This window comes from Algoriphagus sp. TR-M9, from assembly GCF_027594545.1.
In the GTDB taxonomy this organism is placed as follows: domain Bacteria; phylum Bacteroidota; class Bacteroidia; order Cytophagales; family Cyclobacteriaceae; genus Algoriphagus; species Algoriphagus halophytocola.
Window position 1 is genome coordinate 3,609,544 of record NZ_CP115160.1, and the last position, 15,988, is coordinate 3,625,531.

At 43.4% G+C, this 15,988-nt stretch carries 14 protein-coding genes; 4 read left to right on the forward strand and 10 right to left on the reverse strand.

The annotated features are described in order from the left end of the window. Positions 1 to 5: 5 nt before the first annotated feature. The 7 genes from leuD to ilvD all read right to left on the reverse strand — a co-directional run bounded on the left by leuD (position 6) and on the right by ilvD (position 8,819). Positions 6 to 596 carry a 3-isopropylmalate dehydratase small subunit gene (gene leuD, locus PBT90_RS15140; RefSeq protein ID WP_264807335.1) on the reverse strand — a complete coding sequence of 197 codons (591 nt, stop codon included), beginning with the start codon at positions 594 to 596 and terminating at the stop codon, positions 6 to 8. Between the two features lie 108 nt (positions 597 to 704). Further along, the gene (leuC, locus tag PBT90_RS15145; protein WP_264807336.1) at positions 705 to 2,111 is read right to left on the reverse strand and encodes a 3-isopropylmalate dehydratase large subunit; all 1,407 of its coding nucleotides are present in this window, start codon (positions 2,109 to 2,111) and stop codon (positions 705 to 707) included. Between the two features lie 2 nt (positions 2,112 to 2,113). Next, on the reverse strand, positions 2,114 to 3,622 hold the full coding sequence (locus PBT90_RS15150; RefSeq protein ID WP_264807337.1) for a 2-isopropylmalate synthase: 1,509 nt from the start codon (positions 3,620 to 3,622) through the stop codon (positions 2,114 to 2,116). Between the two features lie 18 nt (positions 3,623 to 3,640). Beyond that, the gene (gene ilvC / locus PBT90_RS15155; protein WP_264807338.1) at positions 3,641 to 4,684 is read right to left on the reverse strand and encodes a ketol-acid reductoisomerase; all 1,044 of its coding nucleotides are present in this window, start codon (positions 4,682 to 4,684) and stop codon (positions 3,641 to 3,643) included. 154 nt (positions 4,685 to 4,838) lie between these two features. Further along, the gene (gene ilvN, locus PBT90_RS15160; RefSeq protein WP_264807339.1) at positions 4,839 to 5,339 is read right to left on the reverse strand and encodes an acetolactate synthase small subunit; all 501 of its coding nucleotides are present in this window, start codon (positions 5,337 to 5,339) and stop codon (positions 4,839 to 4,841) included. 101 nt (positions 5,340 to 5,440) lie between these two features. After that, positions 5,441 to 7,135: a biosynthetic-type acetolactate synthase large subunit gene (gene ilvB / locus PBT90_RS15165; protein ID WP_264807340.1), complete on the reverse strand. Its 1,695-nt coding sequence runs from the start codon at positions 7,133 to 7,135 to the stop codon at positions 5,441 to 5,443. 4 nt (positions 7,136 to 7,139) lie between these two features. Beyond that, on the reverse strand, positions 7,140 to 8,819 hold the full coding sequence (gene ilvD / locus PBT90_RS15170) for a dihydroxy-acid dehydratase (protein ID WP_264807341.1): 1,680 nt from the start codon (positions 8,817 to 8,819) through the stop codon (positions 7,140 to 7,142). A gap of 534 nt (positions 8,820 to 9,353) precedes the next feature. Between ilvD and ispE the strand changes: the two genes are divergently transcribed. Further along, complete coding sequence (gene ispE, locus PBT90_RS15175) at positions 9,354 to 10,163, forward strand: 4-(cytidine 5'-diphospho)-2-C-methyl-D-erythritol kinase (RefSeq protein ID WP_264807342.1); 810 nt, start codon at positions 9,354 to 9,356, stop codon at positions 10,161 to 10,163. Positions 10,164 to 10,305: 142 nt separating this feature from the next. Here ispE and PBT90_RS15180 read toward each other — a convergent pair whose 3' ends face one another. From PBT90_RS15180 to tgt, 3 genes are read right to left on the reverse strand one after another with little or no spacing between them, the layout of a single operon-like run. Continuing rightward, positions 10,306 to 11,214, reverse strand: coding sequence for a DMT family transporter (locus PBT90_RS15180; protein WP_264807343.1), 909 nt, complete (start codon positions 11,212 to 11,214; stop codon positions 10,306 to 10,308). After that, on the reverse strand, positions 11,215 to 12,288 hold the full coding sequence (locus PBT90_RS15185) for an LptF/LptG family permease (protein WP_264807344.1): 1,074 nt from the start codon (positions 12,286 to 12,288) through the stop codon (positions 11,215 to 11,217). A 1-nt stretch (position 12,289) separates the two neighbouring features. Continuing rightward, positions 12,290 to 13,420: a tRNA guanosine(34) transglycosylase Tgt gene (gene tgt / locus PBT90_RS15190; RefSeq protein WP_264807345.1), complete on the reverse strand. Its 1,131-nt coding sequence runs from the start codon at positions 13,418 to 13,420 to the stop codon at positions 12,290 to 12,292. On the opposite strand from tgt, the gene PBT90_RS15195 reads away from it, so the two are divergent. The 3 genes from PBT90_RS15195 to rsmG are packed head-to-tail and all read left to right on the forward strand — an operon-like array spanning position 13,419 to position 15,924. Further along, a complete protein-coding gene (locus PBT90_RS15195; protein ID WP_320055329.1) occupies positions 13,419 to 14,678 on the forward strand; it encodes a glycosyltransferase in 1,260 nt (419 codons plus the stop codon). The two genes, tgt and PBT90_RS15195, sit on opposite strands and share 2 nt — an antisense overlap. Next, a complete protein-coding gene (locus tag PBT90_RS15200) occupies positions 14,669 to 15,280 on the forward strand; it encodes an RNA polymerase sigma factor (RefSeq protein ID WP_264807346.1) in 612 nt (203 codons plus the stop codon). The genes PBT90_RS15195 and PBT90_RS15200 overlap by 10 nt, the downstream gene beginning before the upstream one ends. Next, positions 15,280 to 15,924: a 16S rRNA (guanine(527)-N(7))-methyltransferase RsmG gene (gene rsmG / locus PBT90_RS15205; protein ID WP_264807347.1), complete on the forward strand. Its 645-nt coding sequence runs from the start codon at positions 15,280 to 15,282 to the stop codon at positions 15,922 to 15,924. The genes PBT90_RS15200 and rsmG overlap by 1 nt, the downstream gene beginning before the upstream one ends. Positions 15,925 to 15,988: the final 64 nt, after the last annotated feature.

A 15,988-nucleotide genomic window follows, 5' to 3' on the forward strand; every position in this document is an offset into this window, starting at 1 on the left:
TTCACTTATTTATTCGCTGCAAATGCATCTATTTCGTCCGACATGTTCAACAGATAGTCGATGTCATCGAAGCCATTTTGCATGTTTGCTTTTTTGTATTCATTGATGTCAAAAGATTCAGATTCTCCAGTGGAATCCAGTGTGATCTTTTGGTTAGGAATATCAACTGTAATGGTGGCATCAGGATTGGAAGTGATAGTATCCAGCAATTTATCCGCAAATTCCGGAGTAACCGTTACCGGTAGCACACCGATGTTGAGGCAGTTATTCTTGAAAATATCTGCAAAGAAACTGGAAACCACACAACGGAATCCGTAATCGTAGATCGCCCAAACCGCATGTTCTCTACTGGAACCAGAGCCAAAATTCCTTCCAGCCACCAAGATTTTACCACTGTAAGTTGGGTCATTGAGTACAAAATCCTTTTTAGGATTACCTTCTACATCATACCTCCAGTCACGGAAAAGATTATCTCCAAACCCTTCACGCTCTGTAGCCTTCAGGAAACGAGCGGGTATGATTTGGTCTGTATCCACATTGTCTGTCGGTAAAGGAACCGCAGTGCTTGTGAGAACAGTAAATTTATCGTAAGCCATTTTATTTTAATTGAAAGATTGGAAAATTGGAAAATTGAAAGATTTGATCGGTGCATAAAACTTACTTACCGATTCAATCTCTTACTTCAAATTTCTGACTTCGTATTTTTAATTTTGAAACACTTCTCTAGGGTCACAAATTTCGCCTGCAATGGCTACTGCTGCTACTGTCAAAGGAGAAGCGAGCATAGTTCTTGCCCCAGGCCCCTGACGACCTTCAAAGTTTCGGTTGGAAGTGGAAACCGCATATTTTCCGGAAGGAATCTTATCATCGTTCATCGCAAGACATGCTGAGCAGCCTGGCTGTCGAAGCTCAAATCCTGCTTCTTCTAGAATCTTGACCAAGCCTTCCTCATGTGCCATTTTTTCTACTTCACGAGAACCCGGCACAATCCAAGCTGTGATATTGTCCGCTTTTTTATGGCCTTTTACAAATGAGGCTACGGAGCGGATATCTTCGATTCTACCATTGGTACAAGACCCCACGAAAACGAAGTCAACCTTCTTTCCCTTAATCGCTTCTCCTGGTTCAAAGCCCATGTAAGCCAAAGACTTTAGGTATGAAGCTTTGTTGCTTCCTTCCATGCCGGCAGTAGTTGGAATATTTCCTTTTACCTTGATCCCCATACCTGGATTGGTACCGTAAGTAATCATAGGCTCGATATCCGCTGCATCGAAGTGATACTCCTTATCAAAAACAGCACCTTCGTCAGTTTTCAGTGTCTTCCAATATGCTACGGCTTGGTCCCACTCCTCTCCTGCTGGTGCGTACTGTTTGCCCTTTAAGTATTCAAAAGTAGTCTCATCCGGAGCGATCAAACCACCACGTGCTCCCATCTCAATGGACATGTTACACACGGTCATTCTGGCTTCCATGGAAAGGCTTTGGATTGCAGATCCAGCATATTCTACAAAGTAGCCAGTCGCTCCTGCTGCTGAAATTTGGGATATTACGTATAGGATCAAATCCTTTGAAGTCACTCCTGGCCCTGCTACTCCATCAATGGTGATTCGCATTTTCTTTGGCTTGGACTGCATGATACATTGCGTAGCCAAAACCATTTCCACCTCAGAAGTACCGATTCCAAATGCAATGGCTCCAAAAGCTCCGTGTGTGGACGTATGGCTATCGCCACACACTATAGTCATGCCAGGCTGGGTGATGCCAAGCTCTGGACCGATCACGTGGACAATCCCGTGGTGAGCCGATCCCAAATCATGAAGCTCTATGCCATACTTGGCACAGTTTTCACGAAGTCGTTCTACCTGCATTCTGGAGAGCTTATCCTTGATCGTTTTGTCCTGGTCTACGGTAGGCACATTGTGATCAGGAGTAGCCACAGTTCTGCTTGGGTTTTTTACACCTATGCCACGCTTTTCCAAGTTAAGAAAGGCGACTGGGGAAGTAACTTCATGGATAAAATGCTTATCAATGAAGAAAACATCTGGGCCTGAAGGAACAGATTTTACCACATGGGAATCCCAGATTTTATCGAATAATGTTGTCTTTTCCATAATTATGCGGTCGCGTATTCTTTGACCGGTATTTTGTTAAGTGCATCCACAAAAGCCTGTGCTGATGCCAATACTATATCTGTATGAGAAGCAAACCCATAATAAGGTTTGTCTCCTTTGATCAATCTCATGTGTACTTTGGCCACATCGTCACTGCCATGGGTGATGGCCTGAATCAGGAACTCCTCCAGTTCAACAGTGGGCTTGACGCTCTTTTCTATAGCTTTCAAAACAGCATCTACAGGCCCATTGCCATGCGCGGTGGTGGTATGGGATTCGTTTCCGATTTTCAAAGAAACAGTAGCGTTGATGGTATCACTTGAGGAGTAGTTTACTTTTTCCAATTCGATGAAATTGGATTCCTCGATGAATTTCCCAACTAAGCCGAGCAGGTCTTTTCGACCTATATCTCTCTTTTTATCTGCAAGAATCAAAAACTCCTCATATACTTCACGCAAAGCTTCTCCTTCCAATTCTACACCTAGAGCATCTAAGTGATGTTTCAGCGCGGCTCTTCCTGATCTAGCAGTCAGCACGATGGTAGATTCCGCAACTCCTACATCCTTAGGATCGATGATTTCATAGTTTTCTCTATGCTTGAGCACCCCATCCTGGTGGATTCCAGATGAATGCGCGAAGGCATTTCTGCCGACTATTGCCTTGTTTGGCTGCACAGGCATATTCATCAATTTGGACACCAATCTGCTGGTATTATAAATTCTAGGCGTGACGATATCGGAGTGCACCTCAATAGATTTGTGGCATTTGATTGCCATCACTACTTCCTCCATGGAGGTGTTTCCAGCACGTTCGCCAATACCATTGATCGTGACTTCCACCTGCCTAGCTCCATGCTGCACACCTGCTACGGTATTGGCGGTAGCCATACCTAGATCATTATGACAGTGGGTGGCTATGATAGCCTTATCGATGTTAGGCACGTTGTTTTTCAAAGAAGCAATGATTCCGCCATACTGCTCAGGGAGGCAATATCCTGTAGTATCAGGAATATTTACCACCGTAGCTCCGGCTTTGATTACTTCCTCTATGATTCTATTCAGAAAATCTGGCTCTGAGCGTCCGGCATCTTCTGCATAAAACTCAACATCGTCCACAAATCGTCTAGCAAACTTCACTGCGGCCACACCACGAGCAATGATTTCCTCGGGTGTGGACCTCAGTTTGTATTGAATATGATAAGGAGAGACTCCAATTCCTGTATGAATCCGTCCTTTTTTGGCGAATTTGAGGGATTGAGCTGCTACTTCGATGTCTTTCTCCACTGCTCTGGAGAGGGCGCAAATAATCGGGTTAGACACTGCTTTGGAAATTTCCACAACGGAATTGAAATCACCCGGGCTGGAAATCGGAAATCCAGCTTCAATGATATCTACTCCCAGTTCTTCTAAAGCCTTCGCCACCACAATTTTCTCCTGGGTATTAAGTTGGCACCCTGGCACTTGCTCCCCGTCTCTCAGGGTCGTGTCAAATATCCATAGCTTCTCACTCATAATTCTTTGGGTTTTGTATTAGTTATTTTCTGGTCTCAACTGACGGACGACAGCACCTGCCTGCCACATTTCAGAATCTCTCAATTCTTTCAATTCAGCTTCCAGTTTCACTCGATAGTCTTCTTTAGAGTTTGAGTCAATTGACTTTTGGGCCTCTTGACCGGTTTTTACAGAGTTGTAAAGATCTTCAAACACAGGCTTGGTAGCATCTCTGAAAGGCTTCCACCAATCCAAAGCACCTCTTTGGGCAGTAGTAGAACAGTTAGCATACATCCAGTCCATCCCGTTTTCGGCTACTAGTGGCATCAATGACTGTGTCAATTCTTCCACTGTTTCATTGAAAGCTTCTGAAGGCGTGTGACCATTAGATCTCAACACTTCATACTGCGCTGCAAAAATACCTTGAATAGCTCCCATCAAAGTTCCTCTTTCTCCAGTCAAATCTGAAGTCACCTCACGGTAGAAATCTGTTTCGAATAGGTAACCAGATCCAACTCCAATTCCAAGAGCAACAACACGATCTTTAGCTTTGCCAGTTCCATCTTGGTAGATTGCATAAGAAGAGTTCAATCCTCTACCTTCTACAAACATTCTTCGCAAGGAAGTACCGGATCCTTTTGGTGCTACCAAGATCACATCTACATCTGCCGGAGGAATAATCCCGGTTTTTTCCTTATAAGTCACGCCGAAGCCATGAGAGAAATAAAGTGCTTTGCCTGGAGTCAGGTGTTTTTTAACTGTGGGCCAAAGGGCGATCTGACCAGCATCTGAAAGCAAAAACTGTAGGATAGTACCTTTTTCACATGCCTCTTCCAATTCGAAAAGTGTCTCACCTGGAACCCAACCGTCTGCTACAGCTTTATCCCATGTTTTGGAATTTTTACGCTGACCTACGATCACGTTGAAACCGTTGTCTTTCAGGTTAAGTGCCTGACCAGGCCCTTGTACTCCGTAACCCAAAACTGCGATTACTTCATCTTTGAGTACTTCTCTTGCTTTTTCCAAAGGGAATTCCTCTCTGGTCACTACGTTCTCTTCTACTGATCCGAATTTTAATTTCATCTGTTTTTTTGTTTGATTTTAGATGGTCAGATGGAATCTCGCATGGTTGACAATTACACTTTCGTGTGATGCTCTAGTCATGCTCGATTTCATGAGTTTTAATTATTAATTACTAGTGTTTAATAGGTTCCTAATGGATCCTGTATGGTTTATTTTATTTGACAAAACTATCAATGGTCATCATTCTTTTGGCTACTGCCACTCTACCTGAGCGTGCAAATTCCAACAGACCATAATCTTTGAGAATTTCCAGCAATTCCTGCGTTTGTTCCTTGTGCCCGGTGAGCTCTAGGACTACAAAGTCCGGCTCCGCCGCAATGATTTTTGCATTGTGCTGCCGGATGATTTTCTCCAAGCCTCCATGTAGATTGGCTACAGGGATTTTGTACAATGCTATCTCCTGATAGACCACGCTTTCGTCTTCGTGATAAAAGGCCTTGATCACATCAATGATTTTTTCGATCTGATTGACCAGCTGGATGACTGTATCTTCATGGGCAGTTACCTCGATAGTGATCCTGTGGATTCCATCCAGTCTACTTTCAGAGGCAGTGAGCGCATCGATATTGATCCCCCTACGGGTAAAAATAATAGTGATGCGATTTAAGATACCGATGAAATTTTCGGTAATAACGAAAATAGTATATCGTTTCATCTGTTTAAAATTTGATTTTTAAAGGTCAGATGGAATCTCGCATGGTTGATAATCATCCCTATGTGTGTCGTTTTCGACATGCTCGATTTCATGTGGTTTAATTAGCTAAGTCTTACCTCTTCCACGGAGCATCCAGTGGCTATCATCGGGAATACATTGTCTTCTTTTTCGACCACTACTTCCAAGAAGTATGGCCCATCGTGAATCAGCATATCTTCGATTGCTTCCTGCAAGTCCCCTCTTTCGGTGACTTTCTGTGCCTGAATTCCATAAGCTTCCGCAATTTTAATGAAATCAGGATTGTCCAGCTCTGTAGAAGAATAGCGTTTTTCGAAAAACATCTGCTGCCACTGTCTTACCATACCCAGGAAATTATTATTCAGCAAAACCACCTTTACAGGAGCTTTGGTCTGCATGATAGTCCCTAGTTCTTGGATGGTCATCTGTATACCCCCATCACCTACTACGCAAACTACCTGTCTAGAGAAGTCATACATCTGTGCCCCCAGTGCTGCTGGCAGGGCAAAGCCCATAGTCCCCAGTCCCCCGGAAGTCACTTGCGTACGTGACTGCTTGTAATTGAAATACCTCCAGGCAATCATCTGATGCTGTCCCACATCTGTCACCAAGATAGCATCGTCTGCCTTATATTGATTGATCTGATGAATGACCTCACCCATGGTCAACCCAGCCTTGGTAGGCTTCAGGTCCGGTTGTATGACTGTGGCATTTTCTTCGTCCTTCAATTCTTGAAACTTATTCATCCATTCTGGATGTGACTTTTCAGAAACTGCATCAGTCAGTAATCCAAGGCTTTCTTTACAATTGCCCAGAACGGCCACCTCGCATTTCACATTCTTGTTGATCTCTGCCGGGTCAAGTTCCAGATGGATTACCTTGGCTTGTTTGGCATATCTCTTCAAGTCTCCTGTCACACGATCATCAAACCTCATCCCCACTGCGATCAACACATCGCACTGATTGGTCAATAAATTTGGCGCATAATTTCCATGCATCCCAAGTTTTCCTACATAATTTGGATGATCCTCAGACAATGCTCCAGATCCCAACAAGGTAGATGCTGCCGGAATACCGGTCTTTTCGATAAATGCTTTAAACTCCGCCTCTGCTTTGCCTAAAACCACTCCCTGCCCAAAGAGGACATATGGTCTTTTAGCCATATTGATCAAGAAAGCAGCCTCTTGAATGGCTGACTTATCTATGGGCAGATTGACTTGATAGGATCTAAAGCCCAGGCAGTGTTCATATGAAAAGTCGCCAAAATCCTGCTGTGCATCCTTGGTGATATCAATCAATACCGGACCAGGTCTTCCCGATCGAGCGATATAAAATCCCTTTGCGATGGCTGGAGCTATATCCTCAATCCTCCTGACCTGAATATTCCACTTGGTACCAGGCATGGAGATCCCTACTACATCCGTTTCCTGAAATGCATCTGTTCCGAGTAGATGTGAGGCTACCTGACCTGTAATACAGACCAGTGGGGTGCTGTCTATCTGAGCATCCGCCATACCAGTGATTAAATTGGTAGCTCCAGGTCCTGAAGTAGCCAGGCAGACCCCCACTTTTCCAGAAACTCTGGCATACCCCTGCGCGGCATGGATAGCCCCCTGCTCGTGGCGTGTCAAAACATGCTTGATCTGGTCATGATAATCGTACAATGCATCATAAACCGGCATGATAGCTCCACCTGGATATCCGAAAATTATCTCAGCTTGCTCAGCAATGAGTGATCTAACTACAATATCCGCCCCTCTGATCATAGACTCCTTCATAGGCTTAAAATTTATCTGTCACACAGCCTTCTGAAGCTGATGACACTAGTTTATTGTATTTTTTAAGGGTACCCTGCAGGCCCGAAACGTCAGGCTGCTTCCAGGATTTTTTTCTTTCTGCCAGCTCTTCCTCAGACACATCCACTTTGAGTTGCAGATTATCAGCGTCAATAGTGATCATATCACCATTTTTCACCAGACCAATTGGCCCGCCATTGTAAGCTTCCGGAGTGACATGCCCCACCACAAATCCGTGAGTTCCTCCAGAAAACCTGCCGTCCGTGATCAATGCTACATCAGAGCCTAAACCCGCACCAATAATCATCGATGTTGGCTTAAGCATTTCCGGCATTCCAGGACCGCCTTTGGGGCCAATATTCCGTATCACGATCACCTCGCCCTTATTGATCTGATGATCCCGGATCGCGTCATTTGCTGCCTGCTCGGAATCAAACACGTGAGCAGGTCCGGTAAATGAACTACCTTCCTTACCGGTGATTTTTGCTACTGCTCCTTCTGGAGCTAGATTACCAGAAAGCACACAAAGGTGACCGGTAGCTTTGATCGGGGTCTCAAGTGGATGAATCACATTGACCATAGAAACGGTGACGGCTTCCACATCTTTTAGATTTTCTTCTAAAGTTTTCCCGGTTACAGTCATGCAGTCCCCATGCAGGAATCCATTCTGAAGCATGTATTTCATAAATGCAGGAACTCCACCTTGTTCATGAAGGTCTTCCATCATGAATTTTCCGGAAGGCTTGAAATCACCTATCATCGGCACTCTGGCGTTGATAGCTTTGAAATCCTCAATGGTAAAGTCAATTCCAGCTGTACGCGCGATAGCTATGATATGCATCACTGCATTAGTACTGCCGCCCAGAGCAATGGCTACTACCACGGCATTTTCTATACTTTTTCTGGTGATGATATCACTTGGTTTGATATCCTTCTCCAGTAGGATTTTCATGTACTTGTTTACCTCACGACATTCTCTGAGTTTCTCTGGTGAGTTTGCCGGATAGGACGAGGAGTAGGGCAAGGACATCCCCATCGCCTCAATTGCCGATGACATGGTATTGGCGGTATACATCCCTCCACAAGCTCCTTTGCCGGGGCATGCATTTCGGATCACACCATCATAATCTTCGTCAGAAATATTTCCATTGACTCGCTTACCGAAAGCTTCAAAGGCTGAAACAATATTCAGTTTCTCTCCTTTATAGTTACCTGAAGCGATAGTTCCTCCATACACCATAATCGCAGGTCTATTGGTACGTATCATCCCCATTAGCGCTCCCGGCATGTTTTTATCACATCCAGCCACTGCCACAGTACCGTCAAAGGAGTGTCCTATTATAAATGACTCTATCGAATCAGCGATAATCTCTCTGGACACCAGAGAGTAGCGCATACCCAGCGTGCCCATAGTCGTGCCGTCAGAGACTCCTATGGTATTAAAAATTAAACCGGTCAGATCGTGCTCCTGTGAGGAGGCTTTGATCAGACCGGCAAAGTCGTTCAGGTGCATATTGCAGGGATTGCTCTCATAACCGCAACTGGCTATCCCTACAAAAGGCTGTTTCATCTTTTTGTCACTCAAACCAGTGGCATAAAGCATGGCTTTGCCTGCAGGATGCTCTTCATTGTCGCTTATTTCCCAGCTGTACTTTTTCAGGGTCATATCTTTTGGGGTATAAAAAAAAGTGCCTCAACTCAGTGAGGCACTTTAGATGTTTTTTATTTCATTATAAATAATAGTCTAGTGCCTCACATTAAAATCCAATGAGAATAATGACGCTTAGCAAAATGACTACTTTATACATGTTCTTGTGTCGGTTTTCTATTAACTGGTGACGAATCACATGACAAACTTAAAACCGAATTTTCAGACTTACAATATTTAATTTTACATTTTTCATCTTACTCAGATAAAAAATGTATGTGAATTAATAATATTCAAAATATTAAATGGATCAAAAGCCAAAATCATCCTGTATTTCGGGGAATGATTTGTTCAATAAATGGATTTCCAAAATTTTGTATTGATTTCAAGAATTTTCAATTTTAACCATTCCTTGTTCTATTTTTTTCAATAATAAAAAAGCTTAGAAACAGTAACTTCAAAAAGAATCTCAAAAATTACAAAATTCCTAAAAAGCAAAAACCCTATTTCACCTTACTTTTTATTTTATTTTTGCCCAAACACCAAATATCCATGATCACTTTCCCAAACGCTAAAATCAACCTCGGTCTACACATCACCAAAAAGCGAAATGACGGGTTTCATGACATCGAAACTTGCATGTACCCCATCCCGGTTTATGACGCTTTGGAAATGATTATTGATAAAAAACGTACTTCCTTTGAAAGCACAGGGATACCCATTCCTGGCAAGCCTTCTGATAACCTGATCTTGAAAGCTTTCAATTTATTGAAAAAAGATTTTCCGGCTTTGCCAAACCTCGCCATCCATCTGCACAAACACATCCCTATGGGAGCTGGACTGGGTGGTGGCTCGGCGGATGCGGCTTTTGCACTCAAGCTGATGAATAATCTTTTTGATTTGATCTTAGATGATTTCTTCCTCGAGGAGTATGCCGCAAAACTGGGCAGCGACTGTGCATTTTTCATAGAAAACACTCCCAAAATCGCAACTGGCAGAGGCGAGATTTTAGCGCCTAGCAACTTAGACTTGAAGGGAATGCACTTGGTATTGGTAAATCCGGGAATCCATATAGGCACCAAAGAAGCTTATGCGGGAGTAAAACCGTCTCCTCCACAAGTCAAACTGGAGGAAGTGCTAAGTGACAAAAGCCGCTGGAAAGATGAACTGGTCAACGACTTCGAGGCCAGCATTTTCACCAATCATCCGGAGATTGCAAAAATCAAACAAACCATGTATGAAGCCGGGGCATTTTATGCAGCTATGTCCGGCTCAGGTTCCTCCGTTTTTGGACTTTTTGAGCAAAAGCCACCTTCCTTCAAATGGAATGAAAAATATTTTCAAGTAGAATTAACCCTATAAACCCCTAAAATTAAATCAGTTGCAAAATTTCTCAACAGGATTTCACTATTTGTAGATTGAGAAAACAGGAGAAATATCCGATGATGAGTTAAACGTGGCATTTGCGACTTAACAGGACATCACCAGACACTAATTCACCTTTTCACCCTAGTGGCCGGACAGGCTTTCTCCTTTTATTCAGGTAATTCAACACAGGATAAGAAAGCACTGAAACCAAAATAATGGCTGTTCCCAAGTAAAACTGCGGAGTCATTTTTTCACTTTCTCCAAAAATCAATACTGCCAGCACAATCCCATAAACGGGTTCTAAATTCACCGTCAGGTTAATGGAAAAAACAGACAGGCGCTTCATCAATTCCACAGACACGGAAAAAGCATAAACAGTACATACTCCACCAAGCAGGAAAAGCCAAAACCAGTCATACCCTACCCATTGTAGATTCAGCCCACTATCGGTCATAAATCCCGAATAAATGGGCATAAAAATGAGCGTGAACAAACAAGCCCCAGCCATCTCATAAAAGGTGATCTGATAAGGGTTATGCCGATGGGCGAGTTTACCGTTCAAAACAGAAAAAATCGCCGCCATTAGAGAAGAGGCCAGCGCCATACTCAGCCCCAGCCAATATCCAGACTCAAAACTAAAAATCACCAATAGACCTACAATCACCATCAGGCCCAAACCTACTTCGTACCATTTGATTTTTGCACGGTTGAAAATCGGCTCTACAAAAGCCGTCCAAAGGGAAGTGGTAGCCATACCCGCCAGACACACCGAGGCAGTGGACACTCTGGCAGACCAAAAAAACAATATCCAATGTACAGCAATGACAAACCCAACTCCAGTGACCTTTACCATATCCCGAACTGGAAGTAGGAGTCTCTTTTTCTTCCAAAAGAACAAACCGGCCACTCCTACAGACGCGATCAAAGTTCTGTAAAAAACCAGCTCTATAGCCGGCAAACTTATCAGCAAACCTAAAATAGCAGTGAAACCCCAGATCAGCACTATGAAATGAAGCATCAAGTAATCCTTCAGCGTTGCATTCATTTATCTAGGTACGGTTTTGTACAAAACTAGGCCCGTCACAGCAAAAACGATGTTAGGAAGCCAAACAGCCAAAATGGGATAAGCAGCCCCGTTTTCTGCAAAAGTTCTGGATAGAATGAAAAGGATGATATAAATAAATGCCAGCAAGAAGCCCATGGCAATCTGAAATCCGGATCCGCCTCTGGTTTTGCGAGCTGACATGATCACCCCGATGAAGGTCAATATGATAGCTGCAAATGGAGACATAAAACGCACATAGCGCTCGATCTTATAGAAGTTCACATTATCAGCCCCTCTATCCTCCAAAATCCTGATTTGCTTACCCAGCTCCGGTAGCATCAGGGTTTCATGATGGTTCAGCGGAAGATCAAAGTCCTCCGGCCTGATGGAAAGCGTGGTGTCCAATTCTTCACCTACGGTGTAATCTTCTTTCCTGTCTTTCAACTCTCTCAATCTCCAATTCCTCAAAGTCCACACGCGCTTTGCCGTATCCCAATCTATCCGGTCCGACGAAAGCTTCGCCTTTAACTCCCCATCTCGGATTGTTTCCAAAGTGAAATGATATCCGCTATTACTGGTCGGGTAAAACCTACTCAAATAAGCATAAGATTCTGCCCCTACCCTGATATGAACATTGGCTTCAGATGCGGTCTTTTCCTTATCCAGATAATTCATCCGAAACTCCGTAACTCCTGCCGTAGCCCGTGGAAGCACCCATCCGTTGAGCAAAAAACTCGCAGCTCCAATCATAGCTGCCGCAAAGAAGAATGGTCTTAACAGCCGTATAAAGCTGACACCTGAGCTCAAAATAGCAATAATCTCTGTCCGACCGGCCATTTTGGACGTTATGAAAATCACCGAAATAAATACCGTGATCGGCGTGAGCAGATTATTCAAATAGAGCCCATAATTGGCCATATACTTCAAAATCTCCGCTGAAGGCACCTCATTTCGAATGTACGTGTCATTCTTCTCGGTAAAATCCAAAACCAATACCACCAAGATCAACATGACCACCACAAAAAAGTAGGTCTTCAGAAAATCCTTGATGATTAGTTTGTCGAGTAGCTTCATATTAAAGTCTTGTGCTCACTTTCTTGACCATTTGATCCTTCCAAACGGAAAAATCCCCGGCAAGGATATGTTCTCTGGCTTGATTGACTAGCCAAAGGTAAAAACTCAAATTATGAATGCTTGCAATTTGAGCAGCCAAGATCTCCTTGCTGATCACCAGATGCCTAAGATAAGCCTTAGAGTAAAATGTGCTTACATAACCTCCAATGGCTGGATCTATGGGGCTAAAGTCATCCTTCCATTTCTCATTACGGATATTAATAAAGCCTTCTGAGGTAAAGAGCATTCCGTTTCGGGCATTTCGTGTAGGCATCACACAGTCAAACATATCCACCCCCAGCGCTATGCACTCCAGGATGTTTGCCGGAGTGCCTACTCCCATCAGGTAGCGGGGTTTGTCCTGTGGTAAAATAGCGGTGACCAACTCGGTCATTTCATACATCATTTCCGCCGGCTCCCCTACAGAAAGTCCGCCTATTGCATTTCCTTCTTGGTTGGTGGATGCAATAAATTCCGCACTTTGTTTTCTCAAGTCCTTATAAACCGAACCTTGGACTATAGGGAAAAGAGTCTGGTTGTATCCATACTTTCCTTCTGTGGAGTCAAATCGATCAATACACCTCTTCAACCAGCGGTGGGTCATTTCCATGGAGTTTCTGGCATAGCCATATTCACATGGATATGGTGTACACTCGTCAAAAGCCATGATGATATCCGCACCTATTGTTCGCTGGATATCCATGACATTCTCTGGAGTAAAATGATGCTTTGACCCGTCGATATGGGATTTGAACATCACTCCATCTTCCTTGATTTTCCGGGTTCCTGAGAGCGAAAAAACCTGATACCCCCCGCTATCGGTGAGAATAGGCTTATCCCAGCCATTAAATTGATGCAGCCCTCCGGCCTTTTCCATAATTTCAAGTCCTGGCCTCAAATAGAGGTGATAGGTATTCCCCAGAATGATTTGAGCTTTGATATCTTCCTTAAGTTCACGGGTATGCACCGCTTTCACACTGGCAGCTGTGCCCACAGGCATGAAAATCGGGGTCTGTACCTCACCGTGATCTGTATGGACTACGCCGGCTCTGGCTTTACTTTTGGAATCTTGATGGGCTAGGGTAAACTTCATGTCGCTAATTAGTTGCTGGAGAGACCTTCTACAGAATGTCCAGTTCAGCCTACAAAAATATACGCTTATTCTTAAATGGTTTGCTGATTTTGATTTTATATTTGCCAAGCAAAATCGACCTATGGGCCTATTTTTACTTTGGTTTTTCTTCGGAATCGGAATACTTATTCAGGTAATTTATCTGCTAATTATTTTTGGTAAAACTGCTTTCTATAAAGGCAACACTTCTACAGCTAACGCTCATAATGAAGAAGGCGTCACCGTACTCGTTTGTGCGCACAATGAGTACAGCAACCTCAAGACCTTGATTCCCAAACTGTTTGAACAAGACTATCCTAGTTTTGACCTCATGATCGTAAATGACCGATCTTCAGATCGGACTATGAGACTCCTGGAAAAAATGATGGAAATTTATCCCAAACTGCGATCCGTCACCATCAAGTACACCCCGCCACATGTAACTGCAAAGAAGTATGCCCTAACCCTAGGAATCAAAGTGGCCAAAAACGATATTATACTGCTCACTGATGCAGATTGCCTGCCAGACTCAGATCAATGGATCAGAAAAATGACCGCCCCGATTCGTAATCAGCACAAAACCTTTGCGGTGGGGTTCTCCGGCTATCAGAAGCGAGACACCTTTCTGAACAGCTGGATTCAATTCGAAACCTTATTGACAGCACTATATTATATGTCCTTTGGGCTGTGGAAAAAGCCTTTCATGGCCGTGGGGAGAAATTTGTGCTACCGCAAAAGCTTCTTCATGAAGGTAAAAGCTTTTAAGCATCTATGGCATATCGAAGGAGGAGATGACGACCTCTTTGTCAACCTCTACACCACTGGCAAAAATACGGCTATTGTCCTTGACCCTGAAGCCAACACTACTTCTATCCCAAAAGAAACAAAGAAAGAATACCTGGTTCAAAAGAAACGCCACCTTCATGCGGGCAAATACTACGATGGTGCAGATAAGAGAAAAATTGGACTTTACACGCTTTCTCATGCATTATTCTGGCTTTTCGGCATAGGAATGCTAATTTATACGGGGATAAATCAAAGCTGGGAACATTTTTCGGCTGTTTTCGGTATTATCCTATTGAGGACTTTCCTTGTAGTGAGCATATTCAATGCCGCCTCAAAGAAGATCCAAGGTACCAAACCACCAAAATCTATCTGGATACTTGATTTCTTATATTTAGGTTATTTTTGGATTTTAGGGACGATTTCCCACCAGGCAAAAGACATTCAATGGAAATAAATGAACGCGGTTTTTCTAAAAAAGCACTCGAGGATTTTGACTTGATCGATCAAGCTGTAGAAAAAAAAGATCAGCAGGCCTATGCCTCTTTGATGAAGCGCTACAAAAAAGCCGTCTATTATATGATCTTGAAGATGATCCGCGATGCGGATGATGCAGAAGACCTGACGATGGAGGCATTTGCCAAGGCGTTCAAAAACCTGCATAGATTTAAAAAAGACTACACTTTTTCCACTTGGCTTTTTCGCATTGCCACCAATAATACCATTGATTTCATCCGAAAGAAGAAACTCAAAACCATGAGCTTGAATACCACCATGTCAGATGACGGGGGTAATTCTGTAAATATTGACGTGGAGGACGATGACAACAATCCACAAGACGAATACATCAAGTCACAGCGGATAGAGATGGTGCGGATATTCGTAGACAAGCTTCCGGCCAAATACCGCAAACTCGTGAAGCTTAGGTATTTTGACGAATTGAGCTATGACGAGATCGCAAAGGAGCTGGAAAAGCCCCTGGGTACCGTCAAGGCACAGCTCCACCGCTCTAGAGAATTACTTTACGAAATTGCCGCAGGCAAACAAAAACACATCTGATGAACTCTGGCACTCAGCTAATTCAATTCTATTTCCCGGATCTGTCTGAAAAGCAGCTTGAGCAATTTGACAAGCTCCAGGAACTCTATGAAGACTGGAATTCCAAAATCAACGTGATTTCCCGCAAGGACATGGATCAGTTCTATATCCATCATGTTTTGCATTCCCTAGGTGTAGCTAAGGTGATGCCTTTTCAGCCAGGCAGCAAAATCCTTGATATTGGGACAGGAGGAGGATTTCCAGGTGTTCCATTAGCCATTCTATTTCCTGACACGCATTTCCACTTGGTGGATTCCATAGGAAAGAAAATCACGGTAGTCAAAGATGTGGTAAAGCAGCTCAAACTGAGTAATGTGGAAGCTCAGCAAGCGAGGGCAGAACAGTTGGTCAGGAAATATGACTTTGTAATCAGTAGGGCTGTGACCCGAATGGTTAATTTTTACCCTTGGGTGAAAAACAAAATCCGAAAAGAAGACTTCAACGAATACCCCAATGGCATACTTTATCTGAAAGGCGGAGAGGTAGACGAAGAGATGGAGGAATTAGGGAAATCCTACGTGGTTTACCATCTCGAAGACTATTTCAAGGAAGAATTTTTCGAAACCAAAAAGGTGGTTTATATGCCTTGGGAGGATAAGAGGTAAGAACGGATTTTAGATTTATGCTATTTGATTTATGATTGTGAGATTTTCTGGTAAAAGTCTGAAA

Excerpts from the sequence above, each read along its gene's own strand:
- leuD (WP_264807335.1), bottom strand. The coding sequence starts at position 596 with ATGGCTTACGATAAATTTACTGTTCTCACAAGCACTGCGGTTCCTTTA.
- leuC (WP_264807336.1), bottom strand. The coding sequence starts at position 2,111 with ATGGAAAAGACAACATTATTCGATAAAATCTGGGATTCCCATGTGGTA.
- PBT90_RS15150 (WP_264807337.1), bottom strand. The coding sequence starts at position 3,622 with ATGAGTGAGAAGCTATGGATATTTGACACGACCCTGAGAGACGGGGAG.
- ilvC (WP_264807338.1), bottom strand. The coding sequence starts at position 4,684 with ATGAAATTAAAATTCGGATCAGTAGAAGAGAACGTAGTGACCAGAGAG.
- ilvN (WP_264807339.1), bottom strand. The coding sequence starts at position 5,339 with ATGAAACGATATACTATTTTCGTTATTACCGAAAATTTCATCGGTATC.
- ilvB (WP_264807340.1), bottom strand. The coding sequence starts at position 7,135 with ATGAAGGAGTCTATGATCAGAGGGGCGGATATTGTAGTTAGATCACTC.
- ilvD (WP_264807341.1), bottom strand. The coding sequence starts at position 8,819 with ATGACCCTGAAAAAGTACAGCTGGGAAATAAGCGACAATGAAGAGCAT.
- ispE (WP_264807342.1), top strand. The coding sequence starts at position 9,354 with ATGATCACTTTCCCAAACGCTAAAATCAACCTCGGTCTACACATCACC.
- PBT90_RS15180 (WP_264807343.1), bottom strand. The coding sequence starts at position 11,214 with ATGAATGCAACGCTGAAGGATTACTTGATGCTTCATTTCATAGTGCTG.
- PBT90_RS15185 (WP_264807344.1), bottom strand. The coding sequence starts at position 12,288 with ATGAAGCTACTCGACAAACTAATCATCAAGGATTTTCTGAAGACCTAC.
- PBT90_RS15195 (WP_320055329.1), top strand. The coding sequence starts at position 13,419 with ATGTCGCTAATTAGTTGCTGGAGAGACCTTCTACAGAATGTCCAGTTC.
- tgt (WP_264807345.1), bottom strand. The coding sequence starts at position 13,420 with ATGAAGTTTACCCTAGCCCATCAAGATTCCAAAAGTAAAGCCAGAGCC.
- PBT90_RS15200 (WP_264807346.1), top strand. The coding sequence starts at position 14,669 with ATGGAAATAAATGAACGCGGTTTTTCTAAAAAAGCACTCGAGGATTTT.
- rsmG (WP_264807347.1), top strand. The coding sequence starts at position 15,280 with ATGAACTCTGGCACTCAGCTAATTCAATTCTATTTCCCGGATCTGTCT.